Source organism: Lactococcus sp. LG606, from assembly GCF_017309645.1.
GTDB lineage: Bacteria > Bacillota > Bacilli > Lactobacillales > Streptococcaceae > Lactococcus > Lactococcus petauri.
Genome location: NZ_CP071301.1, coordinates 1,220,463 through 1,241,457, shown reverse-complemented (window position 1 = coordinate 1,241,457; position 20,995 = coordinate 1,220,463). Strand labels below are relative to the sequence as shown.

25 protein-coding genes are annotated in these 20,995 nt (G+C 36.6%); all 25 read left to right on the top strand.

The genetic code is table 11. The features are described from left to right. Nucleotides 1-165: 165 nt before the first annotated feature. Nucleotides 166-1,470, top strand: coding sequence for a replication initiation factor domain-containing protein (locus tag J0J35_RS06110; protein WP_206916181.1), 1,305 nt, complete (start codon nt 166-168; stop codon nt 1,468-1,470). Continuing rightward, the gene (locus J0J35_RS06105; RefSeq protein WP_206916180.1) at nt 1,463-1,729 is read left to right on the top strand and encodes a hypothetical protein; all 267 of its coding nucleotides are present in this window, start codon (nt 1,463-1,465) and stop codon (nt 1,727-1,729) included. Before J0J35_RS06110 ends, J0J35_RS06105 begins: the two co-directional genes overlap by 8 nt. A gap of 29 nt (nt 1,730-1,758) precedes the next feature. After that, the gene (locus J0J35_RS06100; RefSeq protein WP_206916177.1) at nt 1,759-2,019 is read left to right on the top strand and encodes a hypothetical protein; all 261 of its coding nucleotides are present in this window, start codon (nt 1,759-1,761) and stop codon (nt 2,017-2,019) included. Between the two features lie 232 nt (nt 2,020-2,251). Beyond that, nucleotides 2,252-4,258 (top strand): hypothetical protein, encoded by a 2,007-nt coding sequence (locus tag J0J35_RS06095; protein WP_206916175.1) that lies wholly within the window; start codon nt 2,252-2,254, stop codon nt 4,256-4,258. Nucleotides 4,259-4,339: 81 nt separating this feature from the next. Then, entirely contained in the window at nt 4,340-4,975 is a 636-nt protein-coding gene (locus tag J0J35_RS06090; RefSeq protein WP_242534002.1) for a class A sortase, read from the top strand. 64 nt (nt 4,976-5,039) lie between these two features. Further along, nucleotides 5,040-5,696, top strand: coding sequence for a hypothetical protein (locus J0J35_RS06085; RefSeq protein ID WP_206916171.1), 657 nt, complete (start codon nt 5,040-5,042; stop codon nt 5,694-5,696). A gap of 21 nt (nt 5,697-5,717) precedes the next feature. Beyond that, nucleotides 5,718-5,939 (top strand): hypothetical protein, encoded by a 222-nt coding sequence (locus J0J35_RS06080; RefSeq protein ID WP_206916169.1) that lies wholly within the window; start codon nt 5,718-5,720, stop codon nt 5,937-5,939. Nucleotides 5,940-5,948: 9 nt separating this feature from the next. Further along, nucleotides 5,949-6,356 carry a conjugal transfer protein gene (locus J0J35_RS06075; RefSeq protein ID WP_206916167.1) on the top strand — a complete coding sequence of 136 codons (408 nt, stop codon included), beginning with the start codon at nt 5,949-5,951 and terminating at the stop codon, nt 6,354-6,356. 19 nt (nt 6,357-6,375) lie between these two features. Beyond that, nucleotides 6,376-8,880, top strand: coding sequence for an ATP-binding protein (locus J0J35_RS06070; protein ID WP_206916165.1), 2,505 nt, complete (start codon nt 6,376-6,378; stop codon nt 8,878-8,880). An 11-nt stretch (nt 8,881-8,891) separates the two neighbouring features. Next, complete coding sequence (locus J0J35_RS06065) at nt 8,892-10,745, top strand: hypothetical protein (RefSeq protein WP_206916162.1); 1,854 nt, start codon at nt 8,892-8,894, stop codon at nt 10,743-10,745. A 1-nt stretch (nt 10,746) separates the two neighbouring features. Beyond that, entirely contained in the window at nt 10,747-11,784 is a 1,038-nt protein-coding gene (locus tag J0J35_RS06060) for a phage tail tip lysozyme (RefSeq protein ID WP_206916159.1), read from the top strand. Continuing rightward, on the top strand, nt 11,781-12,299 hold the full coding sequence (locus tag J0J35_RS06055; RefSeq protein ID WP_206916147.1) for an EF0163 family protein: 519 nt from the start codon (nt 11,781-11,783) through the stop codon (nt 12,297-12,299). The genes J0J35_RS06060 and J0J35_RS06055 overlap by 4 nt, the downstream gene beginning before the upstream one ends. A 115-nt stretch (nt 12,300-12,414) precedes the next feature. Then, nucleotides 12,415-12,747, top strand: coding sequence for a hypothetical protein (locus tag J0J35_RS06050; RefSeq protein ID WP_206916145.1), 333 nt, complete (start codon nt 12,415-12,417; stop codon nt 12,745-12,747). Between the two features lie 36 nt (nt 12,748-12,783). Then, a complete protein-coding gene (locus J0J35_RS06045; protein WP_206916143.1) occupies nt 12,784-13,032 on the top strand; it encodes a hypothetical protein in 249 nt (82 codons plus the stop codon). A gap of 16 nt (nt 13,033-13,048) precedes the next feature. Next, entirely contained in the window at nt 13,049-13,558 is a 510-nt protein-coding gene (locus J0J35_RS06040) for a hypothetical protein (protein ID WP_206916140.1), read from the top strand. Further along, nucleotides 13,559-13,777, top strand: coding sequence for a hypothetical protein (locus J0J35_RS06035; protein WP_206916138.1), 219 nt, complete (start codon nt 13,559-13,561; stop codon nt 13,775-13,777). Nucleotides 13,778-13,853: 76 nt separating this feature from the next. Next, nucleotides 13,854-14,072: a hypothetical protein gene (locus tag J0J35_RS06030; RefSeq protein ID WP_206887778.1), complete on the top strand. Its 219-nt coding sequence runs from the start codon at nt 13,854-13,856 to the stop codon at nt 14,070-14,072. 60 nt (nt 14,073-14,132) lie between these two features. Next, a complete protein-coding gene (locus tag J0J35_RS06025; protein ID WP_206916135.1) occupies nt 14,133-15,332 on the top strand; it encodes a site-specific integrase in 1,200 nt (399 codons plus the stop codon). 145 nt (nt 15,333-15,477) lie between these two features. Continuing rightward, nucleotides 15,478-16,065 (top strand): thymidine kinase, encoded by a 588-nt coding sequence (locus J0J35_RS06020; protein WP_206916132.1) that lies wholly within the window; start codon nt 15,478-15,480, stop codon nt 16,063-16,065. Nucleotides 16,066-16,103: 38 nt separating this feature from the next. Next, on the top strand, nt 16,104-17,177 hold the full coding sequence (gene prfA, locus J0J35_RS06015; RefSeq protein WP_061414679.1) for a peptide chain release factor 1: 1,074 nt from the start codon (nt 16,104-16,106) through the stop codon (nt 17,175-17,177). Next, entirely contained in the window at nt 17,177-17,713 is a 537-nt protein-coding gene (locus J0J35_RS06010; protein ID WP_206916131.1) for a hypothetical protein, read from the top strand. Before prfA ends, J0J35_RS06010 begins: the two co-directional genes overlap by 1 nt. Nucleotides 17,714-17,740: 27 nt before the next feature. Next, nucleotides 17,741-18,553, top strand: coding sequence for a peptide chain release factor N(5)-glutamine methyltransferase (gene prmC / locus J0J35_RS06005; RefSeq protein ID WP_206918176.1), 813 nt, complete (start codon nt 17,741-17,743; stop codon nt 18,551-18,553). Beyond that, on the top strand, nt 18,554-18,982 hold the full coding sequence (locus J0J35_RS06000) for an N-acetyltransferase (RefSeq protein WP_206916128.1): 429 nt from the start codon (nt 18,554-18,556) through the stop codon (nt 18,980-18,982). A gap of 1 nt (nt 18,983) precedes the next feature. Then, a complete protein-coding gene (locus J0J35_RS05995; protein WP_206916125.1) occupies nt 18,984-19,586 on the top strand; it encodes an L-threonylcarbamoyladenylate synthase in 603 nt (200 codons plus the stop codon). Between the two features lie 112 nt (nt 19,587-19,698). Continuing rightward, the gene (gene glyA / locus J0J35_RS05990; protein WP_206916113.1) at nt 19,699-20,940 is read left to right on the top strand and encodes a serine hydroxymethyltransferase; all 1,242 of its coding nucleotides are present in this window, start codon (nt 19,699-19,701) and stop codon (nt 20,938-20,940) included. Nucleotides 20,941-20,995 lie beyond the last annotated feature (55 nt).

Sequence of the window (20,995 nt, the reverse complement as noted above, 5' to 3'; positions counted from 1 at the left end):
AAGAGCCATTAGAAAGAGTCTTAGTTCAGACGTAGTCTGGGCTAAGCAAGTGTTTGCGGTACCCCGTTTGGTAACACGGGGTACAAGTAGTATACCAACATACCAACCCTAGTTGCTTACTGGGTTTATTGAGGTATACCCCTTAAAAATATAGAGAGGTTGAAAGTGGATTTATTAAAAGTTAGAAAGTCTTTTGGGCTTTCTCAAAAGGATGTATCAAGAATTATGGGGGTGAGTAAGGGCTTTGTATCGGCTGTAGAAAATGGACGTAAAACATTAACGGCAGAAAAAGAAGAAAAACTCGTTGCTTACTTGAACATAAAGCCAAAAGCTGATGTTACAGTTTTGATTGACTATTTAAAAATTCGTTTGAAAACTTTTCAATATGAAAATGTTGTAAAAAAACTCCTTCAAATTCCATTGGATAAGTTCAATGTAGGGCGAGGGGGAGGTCAAGGTTATCCTTGCCGTATCGAACATGGCAATATTAAAGTTTATTATCAGATTGAAGATACTGAACATGAAGAAAATATTGATATGGGCGTTCTGATTGAAATGACAGGGAGTGGTTGCCGTTTATTTGAAACGTTCTTAAAAGAGCAGGATCGCACATGGCGAGATTTTCTAAGAGATTGTCGTTCTTATGCAGTAAAGGCGACACAAATTGAGGGTGAAATAGATGAGGAAGCTGTAGAAGATTATCTTAATTTTACTCAGTTTGACATTGCCTTAGATGAACGTTATAACCCTGAATATAATTATGATTTATTCAAATTATGGGGTAAGGTGCGAAACAATCAAGTCAAAACTTTATTTAAGCACTTTGAACCGCATGAAGCATTTTCTCCTGTAGGTGGTCTTTTTCAGTCTAAAGGGTTGTCTTTAGCATTTGGTAAAAGAGGTGGCATAATAGCCCTAGAATTTTATGAGAAAGACAAGGAACAGGCACTGAAAAGAGAATTGCCTGTAGAAGATGTGCAACAAATTTACGGTTTTAAAAATCGTTATGAGGTACGTTTGAGTCATGACAAGGCGAAACAAGTCATATATGATTATGCTTTTAAGGAGGTTAATTTATTCGAAGTTGCGGTGTGTATTATTTCAAGTTACCTTGCGTTTTATGATGATGAGGGAGATTTAGACCGTGAGTGGCTCGATGTTTTAGGAAGTTCTAAACGCTATAAGTTTATTACTGAGCCTAAAGAAATTTCACCAGAAAAACGTAGACGTTGGATTACACGGCAACTTTTAAGAGAGTTAAGTATTGAATATGCGGTAAACAAGAATACAGGGGTACATTTTTTAATGGACTCTATAAGAAGTTATGATTTTTCAGAAGAAGAAGAACTGCGAATTGAGGAAGAAACAAAATATTTGAAGAATAAAGAGTTCCAGTATCAAGCAAGTTCTACTTCTAAGGGGCGTAAACTTCTTGAAGCAATAGGAATGGGGGAAGGCAGAGATGAGTAGGCAAGAAGAAAATCAAAAGCGAAGAGAATACTCTGACCGCTTAAGACAGCATATTGCAAGTCGTCTTGACCTTCCTGAGTGCCAAGAGTTGCGTTTAAAAATAGACTGCCTGTGTTCACGGCATTATGTGCCTGATAGTGAGGAAGCAAGACAATATATTGAAAAATCAAAAAATTATAATGTCAAAAGACGTCTTCACTTTATTAGGCTCTATCAGAAACGTTATGATGAACTACTTTATAAAGGCTGGGAGGGCTAAAAAATAAAAGAAAATATGAGGTAAATATCATGGCATATAATAAAAAAGAAGCACAAAGTAAAATTCAAAAACTCGGTGGGTTAATGACTGCAAAAAAATATGATGAAGCATGGACAGCAGCAGGTGATTTACATGCTTATCTTAAAGCAAATAAAGATGTAATGACAGGTTCAGATTATGAAGCTATCAATGGTGTTATTAAGAACTATTACAATATCAATAACCAACTTGAAGCAGTAGGCAAACGTGCTTATGGCATGGGTCAAAAAGCCCTAAATACTCAACTCTAAAAATCAATGAGGGTGGAGTTCTTTATAAAGAAGTTCTCACAAGTTCAAGGTTCGACTCCTTGTTCTTGTTTTAAGAAAAATAAGCCCTTAATCAAGGCGTAAAAAGGTTTATAGGAGGAGGTGGTTCACATGGAGTAAGTCAATGAAGAAAAAGTCTAAAGTCAAGATGGGCTTTTTTATTTTGCGCAAAATAAAAAATCTTTATAGAAAAGAAAGAAAAGGTTAAAAAATAATGACTAAACAAAAATTTGTAAAAAAATCAGCCGCAGTATTAATGTTATCGTTGACTGCACTAGGTACAGCTTCAACTTTAGCACAAGCAGATTCGAACAAGGACACACAAAACAAAGTACAAAGCAATGTACGTGCCCTTAAAGCAGGAGGAAACGCAGAAGCTAAATACGGCACGATTAAATGGACGGATGCCACAGAAGTAAAACCCTTAACAGGGCAAAAAGAAGTGGCGGTCAATAATACACGAGACCTCTCTATTCCTTCCAAATTCTGGACAGTTAAAGCAGGAGATAAATTTCTTCTGACGAATGTTTCAAAAGATGTGGATGGGAAGTCTGCAGGTGTCATCGTTACTTTCGATAAATTTGTTGAAAATGATACTCCAAGTGAGAAACTTGTTGCTTTCAGTGATATGGGTGAAGATGTAGCCGTGAGTGAAGATGGCAAGACATATTTTTCTATGAGCCACGGGATCGGTGTTGACCAAACAGGCTATCGTTCCTCTGACCGTACGCTTCAGTTTGTAGGTGAAGATGGTAAAACACCAGTAAAAGTCACAGCTGAAATGGCTTATTCAGATGTTGACTTCGGACAAGGTTTGAAGAGTAGTGTATTTGGTAAAAACGATATTCTCTTGGGAAATGATAAATGGAACAGCTATGAGAATAACGTTTTACGCTCGAATTCTAAAAAAGTGGGTGTGGATGATATTGCCGTAGAAGATAACTATACAGCACCAAATGGGAAAACAGTTCCATTTCTAGGCTATGGTTATGCGCAACGTAAAACAGCATGGTCTGGTAGTTCCTTCACTTATTCCTTTGCCAATAATGCAGCACTTCTTGATACAAGTCTCTCAGGTAAAGTACCGTCTATGGATAAGGAACTTGATCTCGGTACGACACCTTTTGTAGGAGCTAGTACAAAAGCCACAACCAAAGATGAAGAAGTCTCTATTTCAACATTCAGGGATGTATTGTTTGGGGAAGTGACAAATAATATTGTGGAAGTTCCAGCACCTAATATTCCAGTGCTTGCCAAACCAAAAATTCCTGAAATGCCAACGCTTAAACAAACAGGTTACAGTTCACCAACAAAAGTTGTCCTTGATGATAGAGGCAATGATGTTGATGGTAAAGAACTTGCCAATGATGCGGTATTCAACTGGCTTGTGACACAAGAATTTGAGTTCTCTGGTGGTGGTGAAGAATATTCGAACTACGAGAAATTTAAAGAAGCCGTCGCCAAATGGGTTTCAGAAGTGGAAAAAATCAAAGCGGATTACGAAAAAAATCGTGCTTCCTTCGAGAAAGAGTGGAATGCTTATGAAAAAGTGATTTACCCTGCCTATGAAGAAAAATGGCAAAATGCCCATGATGCAGGTGCGCCTGGAAACAAAGTAGTGAAGGGAGAAAAATCAGATACTTCTGATTTAGAAATCCCTGAAGCACCTTCTACAGAATTAGAAGATTACCTTATTGGTTCATTCACCATTAAAGATGTGATTGGCACAACAAATGTCAACCTTTCAGATAAGAGTGAGTGGTTTGTGGAGGTGTCTTCAGACGGTGAAAAATATGAAAAATTAGACCCTAAAAACTACACATTAAGTGAAGATAAACAAGAAGGTAAAACAACGGTCACTGCCGAATTCAATAAGGACTATGTCCAATCTGATGAGTTTTATAAGACCTCTTATAAACGTTTAAGTATCGGTGGTCAAACCTTTAACCTTGAGGGTGTCGAAGCCAATACAACAATTTCTGTTCCCAACGTAGCGACAAGTACAGTTAACGGTGAAGATAAAGATACAAATGAAGTTGTGGTTAGTACAAAAACACCAGATAAAAAAGAAACACCTAAAGAAACGCCAAAAGATACACCTGAAACACCAAGCCCAACATTGCCACATACAGGCGCAGGTCTAGGTGCTTCCATTCTCACTGGTTTTGGTTTAATTGGTACAGGGATTCTCGGTTTCTTCCTTGGCAAAAAGAAAGCCTAAATTATGAAGTGGAAAAAAATAGGGAAGGTTAGTCTATTCCTTTGTTCAATTTTACTTCTTTGCTTTGGGGTATGGCAGTTTATGAAGCCTACAGTTTCAAAGGGATTGATTAAGGATACAGGTCAAAAAGCAACTCAAGTCTCTAAAGAACAAATTCAAGCCAATGTAAAAAAGGTCAATCCGTCTGAAAGTAAAGTGGATTCAAATGAAGCGCAAGAAGTTCGTCCTTTGACGACTGAGGAATTACTTAAAAACAGAGTTGACAATAAAGAGCTTGATACAATCGGAGTTTTGTCTCTTCCAGATGTAGGTATTAAATTGCCTATCTTAGATGGAGTGACCTATGAAACCATGATGTATGGTGCAGGAACAATTAAGGGATATGAAGTGATGGGTCAAGGCAATTATAGCCTTGCCAGTCATACCATTTTCAATACCTATACAAATTCTATTGAGAAAGATGTACTTTTTGGAAACTTAGTCAACAGTCGAGAAGGTCAACGGATCTATGTGACGGATAAATCGAAGGTCTATGAGTATGTGATAGACAAAGTTTATACCGTCAAGGATAACCAAAGTGATGTCATAAAGGACAAAGAAAACAAAAAAGAAATCACACTCGTGACTTGTACAAGTCTAACGGGAAATGACCGTTTAATTGTACACGGTACTCTTGAAGAGACATCTTCATATCAAGAGAAAAGCGATTTGTTTTAAGAAATATTGACTGAGTGAATCGGTGAATTGTGGGATGGTGGCACAAATAATATGGAGGTAATATTTGAAAATTTATGAATTGGCAAGAGACTTGGGCGTGGATAAAGAAGCGCTCCTTTTTCTTGCTCAGAGTCAAGGGATAGAAGCCAAAACAATCGCAAGGGATTTAACTTCAAGTGAAACAGATATTCTCATTGCGGAGTTTGAAGAGCGAGGGGGTGTAGAAGCACCTAAAGAATCTAAGCAAGAAATAGAAGTGAGAGTGCAAGATGTAGAAAAGGTTTCTGTTGTTCCGTCTGAAACACCTACTTTTGTTATTCCAGAAGAAAAAAAGAAACGCTCGCCTTTTTCTAAATTCAAAAAAAATTTAGAAGGGTATGAAAAAGTTCCCAAAGAGCCTGATTCTGTGGAAGCTAAAACCGTGAAAGCGAGCCGTGCCAAAGGATTTTATCGTGCGTTTTGTGTTCTAGTTATACTTTTCTTTGTAGGGTTAGGTAATTCAGCTTACCAAGCAAACGTACAAGTGAAAAAATTGACCGAAGAAGTAAATAGTACAACTCAGGTTTTGAATGAAAATCAAGAAGCACTCTCAAAACAAGAAAAGGCTCTTGATTCAAGATTAAAGAATCTTGAAAAAAAGGAAGCTTCATCTAAAGAAGATAAGAAAGATTCTACTGATAAGAAAGCTCCGACAAAAACAACTGAAAAGACTAAAAAATAAAAGAAAGTAGGAAAAATAAATATGGATTATGCAACTATAACAAGTGGTTTGATTACGCTATTGGGGATTATTGCTTTCTTCCTCGTTTTGAAACATTGGAAAGCAGGGGCTTGGGTAGAAGTTCTTTCTGTGCTCGGAATTGCAGCCGTCTGTTGGGCTATGCTCTCAGGAAAAGACATCTTTTCCATTGTATGGGATTTCTTGACAGGATTCCTCAATGTGTTTAGTGTCAATGTGAAGTAGAGGTAAGCTGTGGAAAAATTGCATTATGATTATGCTGTTGGTTTATCAACGCCCTACTGGATTCAAGAAGTACGATTAAAAGGGAAATTGTATTGGTCGTTTCAAACACCTATTTCATTGCCATTTATTGGTATTGGATTGGTAAGCGGAATATTAATTTTCCTCTTAGTTGTGAATCCTTTGATTTTTATATTGAAGGAAGTTCCATTTATACCAGTGGCTTTATGCACGGTTGTACCATGGAAAATTGGAAAACTATACGTAGAGTATGAGCCAGATGGAAAGAAGCTCCATCATTATTTATACGGTTCATTACGATATTTAAAGGATTTTGGTTGGGATTCTCGTGCAATATATGGACAACAACGGCGAAAAGAAGTAGAACAAAAAATAGTATTTGAAAAAACAAGGCTTTAAAAGTAGAAAGTGAAGGAGTATGAAATTAAGTTATCCCATTGAAAAAACTAAAGGCAACCTTGCCTTAACGAAAGAAAGAGAAGTAATTGCCTATTATACAGTTCCTTATTTTTCTTCGTCAGTTGTAAATATCAAAAAGAAAGAAGAAACAAAGGGATTAATTGAATCAACGCTCAAAAAACTTTTGCCTAATAAGTTTTTTGAAATTTCTCTTATCCCTCGTGATTACCTTTTACCAGAAAAAATGTCTGACCTTGCAAAAACACTCGATTCTAACTATCAAGAATCAGGGAAAATATATTTAAATGAGTACACAGAACGTATTACTAAGGAAATGGAGATTCCTTACCACTATGTGTGGCTTATTGGTATTCATCTTTCTAAAGATGGAGAAGTATTTACTTTTAAAGAGCTTATTCAAGAGATGGTCACAAAACAGACACGTCTTCTTATAGAATTCTTTAATTATCGAGTGCGAGCAGAGGACAACTGGGCGGATTCGTGGTTAATGACAGAAATTGAACTCCGACAAAAAATTTCAGCTTTAAAGCCTGCTCCACTTTCAGATGAGCAACTATATTATTATCAACGGCTACAGTTCTTACCTTATATTCCACACACATTCAAAGAAGTTATGGATTCAAGAAGTGTTGAGAATATTACAGATACGATGATTTATGCCAATAACTTAGGTGAGCTTGAATTTGTAAGTCCATACGGTACAAGTTATTTATCTATCTTACCTATTGGGCGGACAGAAGGTGTGCTTACAAATAATCATATTGGGGAAATTGTACAAACTTTTAATTATCCTATTGGGGTGAAGTTTAAAGGGCAGTTTCCAGATATGAAAAGTTCATTTGGCTTAAAGTCTAAAATGACACAAGGTATGACTCGTGCAAAAACTATAGGTCGTGAAACCGCAAAAACAGGTAATGTTCAACATGACCGTATACGTATAGGACATTTAGGACTTAATGATATGGCACAGAAAGTACAAGCAAAAGTTCCCATTATTGAATATGGGGGCTTTTTATTTGTGGCGGGGTCAAGCAGAACCCAATTAAGACGGAGGGTGAAAACAGCAATTAATGCTTTTTCTACACATGGTATTGCTTTAGAACGTGCACGTATGGATCAAGCGTATTTATTCCAAGCTTTATTATATGGTGCTAAATTAGAGAAAACTACTCATTATTGGTATCATGTGACCGATTCAGGAGGCTTTGCACAACACTTACCTTTCACAACGACAAAGAGTGGTTCGGATTCAGGGTTTCCTATTGGTCGTGTAGATACAAACTATTATAAATGGGAAAATCTTGATACAGCAATTAATGCTTCGAGAAACATCGTCCTCTATAATCCTATGCTTGCAAATAAAGAAGATATTCAAGGTAAAGTGACAAAGAATTTGTTAGAAACAATAACAGGTATGACAGGGTCAGGTAAAACGATTCTTGCTCAACAAAAATTTTTACAAGCTGTTCATTCAAAAATTAAGACGCTTTATATTGACCCTAAACGTTCTATTCGTAAGCAATGGGAGTCAAAATTAAAAGATAAGAAATGGGCAAGTCAAAATCCAGAATTAGTTGAAGTTGTGAAGAGCATTAATTTTGTGACTTTAGACTATAAAAAATCTTCAAATATTGGAGTACTTGACCCTATTGTATTTTTGAGTCCAGAAGATGCCACAACAGTTGCCAAAACAATGCTTAAATTCTTGGGTGAAGGCACGTGGAAAAAAGAAGAAACAACGTCTATTTCAAAAGCTGTTAAAGATGTAGTGAAACAAAAGGTTGAAGGGGAAACGGTAGGTCTAATGAATGTCATTGACATTCTGAGAAGTTCAGATAAGCCTGTCATTAAAGAAGCGGGAGAATATCTTTTTGAGATAGTCGAAGGCTCACTTTTACAATTGGCATTTTCTCGTGGAGATGTTGAGGGGATTTCTTTTGAGGAACATGGCACAGTGCTTGAAATTGCGGACTTGGAATTACCAGATTCAGATTCAGAAGATGAAATGGCAGATGACGAGCGCTTATCAGTAGCCTTGATGATGGCTTTAGGTACATTTTGTAAACGTTTTGGTTCAATGAATGATAAAGAGGAAACAATCGAGTTTATGGATGAGGTTTGGGTTATTATGACCTCAAAAGAAGGTAAGAAAATCATAAAATCTATGAAACGTGTAGGACGTTCTCAAAATAATAAACTTGTATTGATTTCTCAATCAGTAAATGATGTGAAAGACTCAGATGATACAACGGGTGCAGGGGAACGCTTCTGTTTTTATGAAGATGGGGAAGAAGAAGAAATTCTTAAGACTCTGAAACTTGAAGTGTCTGAACGTAATATTCAATGGATTCGTAATATGAATCAAGGGCAGTGTGTGTACTTAGATGTGTTTGGAAATATTAATCGTATTTCTATTGAAGTGCCTAAAGCATGGCTTGAATTGTTTAGTCCTGAACAGGATTCTGAACAATCACGTTTGGAACAAATGTATAAAAAACGTTAGAAAGGAGAAAAATGCACGAAGAATTATCAAAACTTCATGAACTCGTCAGTAAATTTGGTGTCTATCATGAATCTGTTCCTGGAGGTGCGCTTCAACCTGTTTCACTCTTTTGGAATTCTTTTTCAGGAATGGTGGTTGATTTGCCTTTTCAGCTTTTGCAATGGTTTGTGGAAGTAGTAGGTGGCTTATCAAGCTTACTTAATATTTCAAGTAGTCTAAAGCCTATTCAAGCAGATATGATGGGAAAAGCTCGAACGATGTTTCTTTCTTTTATTGGAGGAAGTAATGGTACGATTGCTCAATTCTCAGGGGCGGGGTTATTACTCATTATCACTACAATGTATCTGTTTTATCAGTTTACAAATGGTAAGGGGCACTTTATGTGCTCCTTGTTTCATTTGTTAGCAGTTATTGCAACAATGTTTTTCTTCTTTGGAAACTTCTCATATAATGCAGAAGGGAGTGGGCGTAAAACTGCAATGGGAGGACAAATTCTCTTTGATACAGTGACTAACACGTCTGATAAAGTGAAAAATGGCATTGAAAGTGGACTTGTTGGATTAGATGATCCCGATGATGCTAATTTTTTAGTGGACTATGTTTTAAAACCTACTGCTAATACGGTAAATACGGGTAACCCTGAGGGAAAAATTGGGGATACAAATGAAAAGTTTGACTATGAAGCAGCCGCAGGAAAAAAAGAAGGCAGTAATGGGAAAAAGGGTCAAAAATATGTGAACGCTGTCTCTAATGACTCACCATTGCTGAAAAATGATGGAAAAAACATAGGTTTTCAGTTTATCGCAACTTTCATGGGAGGGATAAATCTTTGGATTTATGTTATTCCAATTTCAGCAGTTAATTTGACCATCTCAGGGCTTAGTTTATTGTTGTGTGTGTTTATTTTGTTGATTCCTGTGAGTGCTTTATTAAGCTTTGTTCCATGGTGCAGAAATGCTTTTTGGGGTGTACTTAAGCATGTGTCGGGTTTATTGATTGCACCAAGTATTTTGGGTGTCACTCTAAGTATTTTGTTTTATATTATGTCACAGGTTGATTTGATTGTATTAAAACTAATGACTGGTGGTGCTTCAAAAAGCTTGCTTACAGGGGTCTCTGCTTTAACAGGGAGTGAGTTTCTTATCTTTATTCCTGTAGTTGTCTTGATTAAAGTAGGTTTTATGATAATGCTTTGGAAGAGTCGAACAAGTATTACGCAAATTGCAATGGGTCAAAATAATGGTTCAGCTTTTGTGAACGACTTGAATCAAATGAAAAATCAAGCTCGTAATAAAGTTGAAGGTGCAGTAGAAGTTGGTGCAGGAGCTTATACAGGTAATCCTTCACTTGCAATGGATGGTGCGCAAAAACTTGCGCCTGAAAATGAAGAAGTAAATGCTTCAAATAATCAAGAGCAAGTCGTCAAACCTGAAATGGGAACAGAACCAGAACCAGAATCAGAGTCAGAGTCAGAGTCAGAACTAGAAACAGAACCAGAAGAAGTTCTTCAAGAGACAGAAGGAGCTGTAGAATTTGAACCAGAATCAGAAGATGGTTTTGAACTTGAAGATGACAATATCAATCTTGAAGAATCTTTAGATTCAGCAGAAGAACAAGAATTTGAAAATCTTGATGTTGAAAATCCTCAAAATTTTGATTTAAGTGATAGTACCGTAGAAACAGAGGGTGAGAATAATATTCAAGGAAAAGATGATACTACTTCTGAACCCGAAGTGACAGAGGTACAAGAAGAAGTATTTATTGAACCAGAAGAGATGATACAGAATGAAGAAGTAGAGTTTGATACGCAAGACCACGTGACGTGGGAGGAAGCACAAAGTGATTTAGAAGCAATGAGGGCATAAGATGAAAAAGAAATTTATCTTTGGAGGAATTTTTGGCTCTCTTGTTATTTTCTTTGGGTTGATGTGTGTCATGTTAGGGTCAATGGTTAGTATTGGCAGTATCAAAGAAGATGATACACCGACTATATCAGGGAGTGGTACACCATCTGTAACAGGGGAAGCGCTCCAAGTTGCGACAAAAACTTATGAACATCTCGTGAAGGAACATAAATTTACTTCTGCAGGCGCTTCTGGTGCTTTAGCTGTTGGGCAACGAGAAAGTGGTTTTAATCCACAAGCAATTAATCCATCAGGAGGAGTTGCAGGAATTTTTCAATGGTCAGGGTGGGGGAATTTTATCAATGGGGATAGGATACATTCTGAGGGCTCAATTCAAGGAATGGAATTGTCTACACTGACACTCGACAATGAGCTTAAGCTTATGGATAAAGAATTGAATGGTTCTTATTCAAAGGTAAAAACCTTATTAAGTAAATCCAAAGACCCTGTGCAATCTGCCAAAGATTGGTCACTTTATTATGAAGGTGTAAGTTTATCTGACGGACAAACAAATTTAGAGATGATTTCTCAACTGGCGAATCAATGGTATGCCTATTTTAATGGTTCAGGTTCATCAGGAGGGGATATTAAACTTCTTAATGATGTTTTAGGACAAACAGTAGGTTCAGGTCAATGTTATGCCTTATCTGATTATTATGTGAATAGTATTAGTGGTTTTCATCTTCAAGGGCTTTGTGCTTTTAATATAGGCTCAGATAACTTTAGTGCTTTTACTTCTCATGGTTGGAAAGTTATTATGAAACCAGCAGCAGAACAATTAGTGGCAGGTGCGGTTGTAAACTGGGGCTTTGGAACAGTCGCAGGTCCGGCAAGTGAAAATCCTTACGGTCATACTGGGGTTATCAGTACTGTAAAAGGCAGTAGCTTTACCACTTATGAGCAAAATGTAGGTGGTGTACAAATTGTACAAAAAATGAATCGTACGTGGGATAACAGTATCACAAGTATTGCAATTCCACCACAAGGAGATAAAAAGTGAAAAAATTAAGTATTATGATAATAGGATTATCTTCTGTTTTCTTGCTTTCAGCTTGCGGAAAAAATCAAGTATCCCAGCCAAGTAAAATAGAAGTGGCTTCTTATGTAGAACAGGTACAAACTTCGTCTTCAAAAGTAGAAAATTCTAAAGCAAGTGAGACACCACAACCTAAAGAAAATAAATTTGATTCTGCAAAAGCTAAAAGTGCAGTGGAAGGATTTATCCAAAGTTACTATAATTATACTTCTGAGAATAAGCGTAACGAAGCAACTCAGTCTTTATGTACATCAGAAGTACAAAAGAAATTGCACTTGGTGAAATCAGATAAAGAAATAAAGATGGAGTCTAGACTGACTGACTTTGAAATTTATCAAGGAAGTAATGATGAATATTTAGCTTTGGTTTCTTACACTTTGAATGATAATCAGGTTGCACCACAAGTCGTTAGACTTACAGTTGATTTGGAAAACAATCATTACCTTATGAGTAGTGTTGAATTTCCTTTAATGAATTAGGAGGTTATTTTGAGAACAAACAGAATAAGAGATGAGTCAACTACTCATTTTTATTGTATAGATTAACAAAAACTTGTCAAAATAAGACAGTTTTTTTATTTTTTGGGAGTTAAAAATGTTACAGGAAAAATATGAACAACTTATTAAAGAAAAAGGGGCGAATTATGTATTAAATGGTCTGACTGATGTAGCTAGAGCAGAAATTGTTCTATCTTTTTTGAGATATTTCTCAGAAGGAGAGTATGTAGAAGATAGTGGTTGTTATCCAGTGTTATATCATGTAAACCGAGAGTGGTTAGATGAAGGTGCTTTAGATAAAACGTTAAGTGATGAGGACGTCCTAGCGACTTTTCAAACTTATGTAGGTTCATTTAGATTTTCGCAATACATACAATTTTTATTAAAAGATGAAGATGTTGATGTATATTTTGAAGATGATGAGATTTAGAGTATAAAATATGCTCTTTTTATATTGGAGGAAGTCATGGAAGTAAAAGAAATGCGCCGTTTGGCGCTTATTGATTTGAAAAATAAGAAGTTTGTTCCAGATAGTATGTGGGAAGGTGAGCGGACTTGGGTAGGTATTTATGCTCGACCAGTCGGAACACCTAAGTATGGGGTTGATCCCATTGATGAAGAAGAAGCACAAGCTATGGACGGTAAAGATTATTCAGAATGGTTCGAATGGTATCCAGAAGATTTATTGGAGTTGCAAAAGCAATACCCGCAATAGAATTAGAGAGCGTTTTATGGATTTAACACAGCTTCGTAATCAAGTAAAGAGTGCAGAAAGTCAATGGAATATGAAGTATATTGCTTTTGATAAACGATTAAGAGAAATTGAACAGGAATTATCTCTACCGCCTTATGCTAGACTATCTGATGTCATTCAATGGTGCGAGAAATTGATTGCTTATGAACAAAAAATTGAACTTATGCGCCAGTCGACTATGACATTATCGAATGAAGCATGGGCAAAATTGGAACAAAATATAGTTGCTTATCAAAGTAAAGATGATAGAGCAATTACTATTATGTCTGAGTTTGTGAGCTTCTTAGTGATTTTAGATAAAAGATATAGTCAACGTTTGGAAGTTTTTTTAAATTTCTTAGATAACTGTGTTCGCTACGTGAGAGGTTATGCGGAGGATTTAGAAAAAAATGGTTTTTCAATAAATTCTACATTACATAAAGCTAGGCAATTAGGGTCTATGCATTGGATTAATGGAAAATCTTATCAATTAAAATTGGAGGGCTAAATGATTGTTTACAGATTGAGAGGAAATAGATTTGTGAGCTTGTACTGTTTAGATGTACCTGAGAGGTCTATTTATCCTGAATATGATTATGTGTCTTTTTCATTAGATAAAAACTTTAATTATACAGGTGGGGCGATAGCCTACTGTAAATGTGAGATAGTAGAGAAATTTATTATCAAAAGGGATAAGGAGGGGAAAGTTGTAAGACAAGAATTATAAGTAGTTAAAGTAAAATCGGTGAATATGAAGGGTGGGAGAAATCTCGCCCTTGTTTTTTTGTATATAGGGGGGAAGGATGAGTAGAACAGAAATAACCGTGGATAAGAAGATGATTGATGCTGAAGGTATTTCAAACTTTTATTCTATAAAGGTTTCGACCGCTAGAAATAAAATTTGCGAAATGAAAAAAGATAAACGATTCATGCAAGGGGATTATTTTAGAATGAGCGGACGTGTATGGTTTCCAGCATTTGACGAATTTTTAAAAATAAAAGACGAGGAAAAATACAGATAAAAATGATATAATAAGTATGATTTTTATTCTGCACTTTTCCCAAAAGAAAAGGTAGGCAATATGAAAGTTGAAGATATAAAAGTAGGAAGTTTATGGTCTGAATCTCGGAAAAACAAGTTTCTCTGGCGTATGAGATACTTTAATATAGTTACAAAATCTGAGGATAAAGTTTCTGTAACTTTGACATCTAATTCAAATCAAGCTAAAACAAAAGCTAGAAAAATATTGTTAACAAAGGCTAAGCGAAAAATTGAACAAAGTGAATTAAATATATTAAATTCTAGTTTAAATATTAATTCTTTAACTTTTTCTTCTGTGGCTAATTTATGGTTAAATGACTGTAGTAAAAGGCTAAAGCCATCGACCTTAAATAATAGGAGAAAACAAATAAAGCGTTTCGTTGATGAATTTGGAGACCAGGAAATATCACAATTTACAACTTTCCAAATTCAGATATTTTTTAATAGTTTGAATTTAAAATCAGGTACAGTAAAAGGTTATTTTTTAACTTGTAAGTCTATTTTTGATTTTGCAAAGAGAATGGAAATTATTTCTAAAGATCCTACATTGAATGTGAAATTAAGTCTTTCCAAAAAAACTTTGGAAGATATAAAAAAGCAGAATCGAAAACTGTTTACAGTGGAAGATTTAGCTAAGGTCTTAAATAGGATGAGAGAATCTGAAAATCCTCGTACGTACTTTATAGCTCTAACTATTGAATTTCTATTTTTAACTGGTTTAAGATACTGTGAATTAGCGGCGTTAAAAGAAGAAAATTATGACCGCACAAGACGTATAATTAAAGTGGAAACTAACTTAGATTATACTAAGGGTGTGACGAAACATACTCATACCACGACTAAAACATTATCTTCTTATAGGGAAGTTGATCTCAATGATAGAGCGGTCGAAATTATCGAAGAGTATCTGAAAGCTAATCATGACAGTACTTATGTGGGTTATGAAAATCATGGATACATTTTTTGTACTCGTTCAGGTCAACCACATAATATTGGTCATCTAAATCGATCTTTTAAATATTATGGACAAGAAACGGGGCTAGATAAGCAATTCTCTTGCCATTGTATGCGCCACTCTCATATTTCATTATTAGCAGAAATGGGAATAAACCAAAAAGTGGTGATGCAAAGAGTTGGTCACGCAACATCCACTATTACCAATAATATATATACTCATGTCACACCTAATATGTCTAAAGAATTAAACCAAAAAATGAATAGAATTAACAAAATTTCTTAAGCAAATTTGGTGGGCAAAAAGTGGGCAGAAATGAATGAAAAATAGTGATAATTAATGATATTATTATCGAAAATAAAATAATAATATCACTGGAAAATGCTATTAAATAAGGCTTTTAAGCCATTTTTATAAAGGGGAAAGAAAATTGGCACAATTGTACTTCAAATATGGCAGTATGAATTCAGGCAAAAGTATCGAAATCTTGAAAGTTGCCCATAATTATGAAGAACAGGGAAAACCTGTTTTGATTATGACTTCTAGTTTAGATACACGTGCCGGTGTTGGTATAGTTGCAAGTCGTATTGGTATGAGTAGCGAAGCTGTAGCGATTGACGATACCATGAATGTCTATGAATATATCGAAAGCTTGCCAATAAGGCCTTTTTGTGTGTTGATTGATGAAGCTCAATTTCTTAATAAACAAAATATTTATGATTTGGCACGTGTGGTTGATGATTTAAATGTCCCTGTGATGGCTTTTGGCTTAAAAAATGATTTCAGAAATGAACTTTTTGAAGGCTCAAAATACTTATTGCTTCTGGCTGATAAAATCGAAGAAATTAAAACTATTTGCTGGTATTGCAGTAAAAAAGCAACGATGGTTTTACGCATGGTTGAAGGCGAACCTGTCTATGAAGGCGAGCAACTTCAGATTGGTGGTAATGAGAGTTATATTCCAGTGTGCCGTAAGCACTATTTTCACCCTTTGAAAAAGATGGATAGTATCGTATAAAAGAAGAGATATAAAAAAGAAGTAAGGAAAAATAAAAAATGTTTGATCAACTTGAAACGATGGTAGGACGATATGAGGAGCTGGGCGAATTACTCAGTGATCCACAGGTTGTCAATGATACAAAGCGCTTTATGGAACTTTCACGTGAAGAAGCGAATCTGCGAGATACTGTAGCTACTTATAATGAATATAAAAAAGTGCTTGAAACTATTTCTGACAGTGAAGAAATGCTTGGTGAAGGTGGCCTTGATGAGGACATGAAAGAGATGCTCAAAGAGGAGCTTTCAGAAGCAAAAGCAGCTAAAGAAGAACTGGAAGAAAAGATTAAAATTCTCTTGCTTCCTAAAGACCCAAATGATGATAAAAATATTATCTTGGAAATTCGTGGTGCAGCAGGTGGTGATGAAGCAGCTCTTTTCGCTGGCGATTTGCTAAATATGTACCAACATTATGCAGAGTCACAAGGTTGGAAATTTGAAATCATGGAAGCCAGTGTGACAAGCATTGGGGGTTATAAAGAAGTTTCAGCTCTTGTTTCGGGAACTTCTGTTTACAGCAAACTAAAATATGAATCTGGCGCTCACCGCGTCCAGCGCGTGCCATCAACAGAAACACAAGGTCGTGTACATACTTCAACAGCAACAGTTCTTGTCATGCCTGAAGTTGAAGAATTCGAGATGAAAATTGAGCAAAAAGATCTCCGTGTTGATATCTACCATGCCTCAGGTGCTGGTGGACAAAATGTCAACAAAGTTGCGACAGCTGTACGTATGGTTCACTTGCCTACAGGTATCAAAGTTGAAATGCAAGAAGAACGTACACAACAAAAAAACCGTGACAAAGCCATCAAATTGCTTAATACGAAAGTATTTGACTACTATCAACAAATCGAGTTGGATAAGCAAAATGCCGAACGTAAGTCCACTGTCGGAACAGGTGATCGCTCAGAACGTATCCGTACTTACAATTTCCCCCAAAACCGTGTGACAGATCACCGTATCGGACTAACTTTACAAAAATTGGATACCATCCTTTCAGGTAAAATGGATGAAGTCATTGATGCACTTGTGGTTTATGATCAAACGGAAAAATTGGCGGAGCTTAACAAGTAATGACCGAATTTCAATTTGAAGGATTTAATATTCGGCTGCGCGCAGAAGAGCAAAGATGTATGGAAACGGCAAAGAGAGTGAAGGACGTTGAGACAAAAGTCCTTGTCTTTGAAGTTAGTAATCAAGAAACGCACTTTGATTTGCTCTATTGCCAAGCAATTAACCAAGATTATTGGATCACCATTGAAAATGTTGAGAGTCCTTCAAAGCATCTTCAGAGATTGGATAGACGCGTACGGATGAGCATTGACTTTTATAAGGGCAATGCTTATTGTCGTCTTTGGCAAGAGCTCAAAGAAGGAGATAATTGGAGCAAACGTAAAAAAGTTCTTTCTCTTACAGAATTTGGCAAATACAGTAGTCAATCAGTGACGGAAATAATGAAAAGCTTTGATGCACTGGCTCTAGGAAGATTGGAAAATATTGTCAATGAGAAAAATAGGACACGTAATGAAAATGGTGTCCTTTTTGAAAAAGATAATCTGAAAATCCCCATCATCATTTATTTATTGGGGCGTGTTTTCCCTCTCCTTTAAAATGAGAGGAAAGTGAGGAAAGAAAAAATGTTATGGATTGAGGCTGTGCGCCAATTATCTCAAGATTTGGAAGAGCCTTTCGCTCTGGAATTCGTCTGGAGAAATTTGCACGAGATTACAAAATTACAGTGGTTAAATTTACAAAGAGAAACGATTTCAGATACGGATTTAGCTGCACTTACATCTGTCGCGCAGCGTTTAAAAAATAATGAACCGCCACAATATATTGTAGGATGGGCTGAATTCTGTGATTTGAAACTTGCGGTGGATAAGCGTGTTCTGATTCCACGTCCAGAAACAGAAGAGCTGGTGCAGATGATTCTCGCTGAAAATGAGCAAGATAAACGCGCGGTTTTAGATATTGGTACAGGATCGGGAGCTATTGCTCTAGCGCTCGCTCAGAAAAGAAAACAGTGGGACATTACTGCATCGGATCTTTCAGAAAAAGCACTTGAACTTGCTCAATTGAATGCAAAAACACATCAACTTTCTCTTAATTTCATTCTCTCTGATGTCTTTGAAAATATCCCAGGTCAGTACGATATTATTGTGTCCAACCCTCCCTATATTGCCTTTGATGAAACATATGAAATGGATCAATCCGTCATTCGCTTTGAACCGGATAGTGCACTCTTTGCTGAAAAGCAAGGACTGGCAATTTATCAGAAAATTGCTGAAGCAGCTCACCAATTTTTAAAGCCACAAGGAAAAATATATTTAGAAATTGGGTATAAACAAGGTCAAGCAGTGAAAGACTTGTTTGAGAAGGCTTTTCCTGCTAAAAAAGTATGTGTGCACCGTGATATTTTTGAAAAAGATCGTATGATAAGTGTGACATAGATGGAAATAAAACGTATAGAAATAAAGAAAGAGAGCTATCTCCCTTTACTTCTTTTAGCTGATGATCACGAGCATATTATGAGCTATCTTGCAAAAGGTGAACTTTTTGTGCTGATGGATCAGTCCGAAGTCAGGGCAGTGTGTGTGGTCAGCTCAACTCTCGAAATCAAAAATCTAGCTGTAGCTACTGGAGCACAGGGTCAGGGCTATGGCAGAGCACTTTTAGATTACCTTTTTAAAAAGTACAAAGGCCAAGGCGTTATGACCGTTGGAACCGACGAGGAATCTGGAAATGTTCTTTTTTATGAAGCTTGTGGTTTTACATACACCCATAAGATAAAAAATTATTTTATTGACCATTATAGTTTTCCTATTTACGAAAATGGGAAATTACTTAAAGATAAATGCTACTTAAGAAAGGAGCTATAAAATGACAGTTGAAAAAGCAATAGCAGCTTTAAAAGCAGGAGAATTGGCAGTACTACCGACAGAAACAGTTTACGGCATTTTTGCGGATGCAACCAACGAAGCAGCGGTGCAAAAACTTTATACTGTAAAAGGACGTCCTGTTGAAAAAGCATTGAATATGAACGTAGCAGATTACGACACAATTTTAAAATTTTCAGTGCATCAACCTGCTTACCTTGAAAAACTCGTGAAAAATTTTCTACCTGGACCCTTGACAATTATTTTAGAAGCAAGTCCGGAAGTTCCCGAGTGGATACATGTAGGGAAAACTACTGTTGGATTCCGAATGCCTTCAATTCCAGCCACACAAGAAGTAATTAAAGCTTTAGGGGTTTTAGTTGGTCCATCTGCTAATCTTACGGGCTCACCAAGTCCCCGTTTCTATGAGGATTTAACATCAGCTATCCTTGATAAAGCAGCTGTTGCACTTCAAGATGACAGTATTTATGGTTTAGATACAACGATTTTGGATCTCTCTGGTGAAAAGCCCAAAATTTTACGTCAAGGGGCAATTACAGCGCAAGAACTTCTTGATGCGGTTCCAGAATTATCTGAAATTGTCTGAACAAATAATTTGGTTCGGCACTTTGCTTTAGATATAATGGAAGATGTACAAAAGCTACCCACGCAATCAAAAAAGCTTGAGGTAAGCATCGTATAAGGCAAAGGAGACATACATGGAAATTTATAATTTTGAAGCGTTTGATCCAGAACTTTGGGCTGCTATTCATGCCGAAGAAGTTCGACAACAAGAAACAATTGAGTTAATTGCCTCAGAAAATATCGTATCCCCAGCGGTACGTGCAGCTCAGGGATCTGTCTTAACAAATAAATACGCAGAAGGTTATCCGGAAAAGCGTTATTACGGCGGGACAGAAGCTGTAGATGTGGTGGAAAACTTGGCCATCGAGCGCGCCAAAGAACTCTTCCATGCAGACTTTGCTAATGTGCAGCCACATTCTGGATCACAAGCCAATGCAGCAGCTTACATGGCACTGATTGAGCCCGGAGATACTGTACTAGGTATGGACTTGAATTCTGGTGGTCATTTGACTCATGGTTCTCAAGTCAACTTCTCAGGCAAGATGTATAATTTTGTTTCTTACGGTCTTAATCCAGAAACAGAGTTGCTGGATTTTGACGAAATTGCAGAACAAGCTGAAAAGCATCGCCCAGCACTTATTGTTGCTGGAGCATCAGCTTATTCGCGTATTATTGATTTTTCAAAATTCCGTGAGATTGCAGACCGTGTTGGTGCAAAATTGATGGTAGACATGGCTCATATTGCTGGTCTTGTGGCTACAGGCCACCATCCAAGTCCTTTCCCTTATGCAGATGTAGTAACTTCTACAACACATAAAACATTACGTGGTCCACGTGGTGGTCTCATTTTGACAAATGATGCGGAGCTAGCTAAAAAAATCAACAGCGCTATCTTCCCAGGTTTACAAGGCGGTCCTTTAGAGCATGTCATTGCTGCTAAAGCAGTTGCTTTTAAAGAAGCCTTGTCACCAGATTTTTCAATCTATATTGACCAAGTAGTGAAAAATACAGCAGCTATGGCTGATGAATTTAGCAGAGCCGGTTTACACGTTATCTCAGATGGTACAGACAACCATCTATTCCTCGTCAAAGTATCAGAGCTTGGCATTAACGGTAAAGAAGCACAAAATCTCCTGGATACAGTTAACATCACCCTCAATAAAAATTCTGTTCCTGGTGAGGAACTTAGTCCTTTTAAAACAAGTGGTGTGCGTATAGGTGCAGCGGCAATCACTAGCCGCGGTATGAAAGAAGAAGAAAGTCGTAAGATTGCACAAGCAATTATTAAAGCATTATCAAATAAAGATGATGAATTTGCCCTTCAAGAGGTTCGCCAATTTGCATTAGATTTGACAAAAGGGTTTCCTTTAGTCTAGAATATAAGTACGACTTTTTTAACAAAATTTCCACCACCGAATAAAAATGAACAGT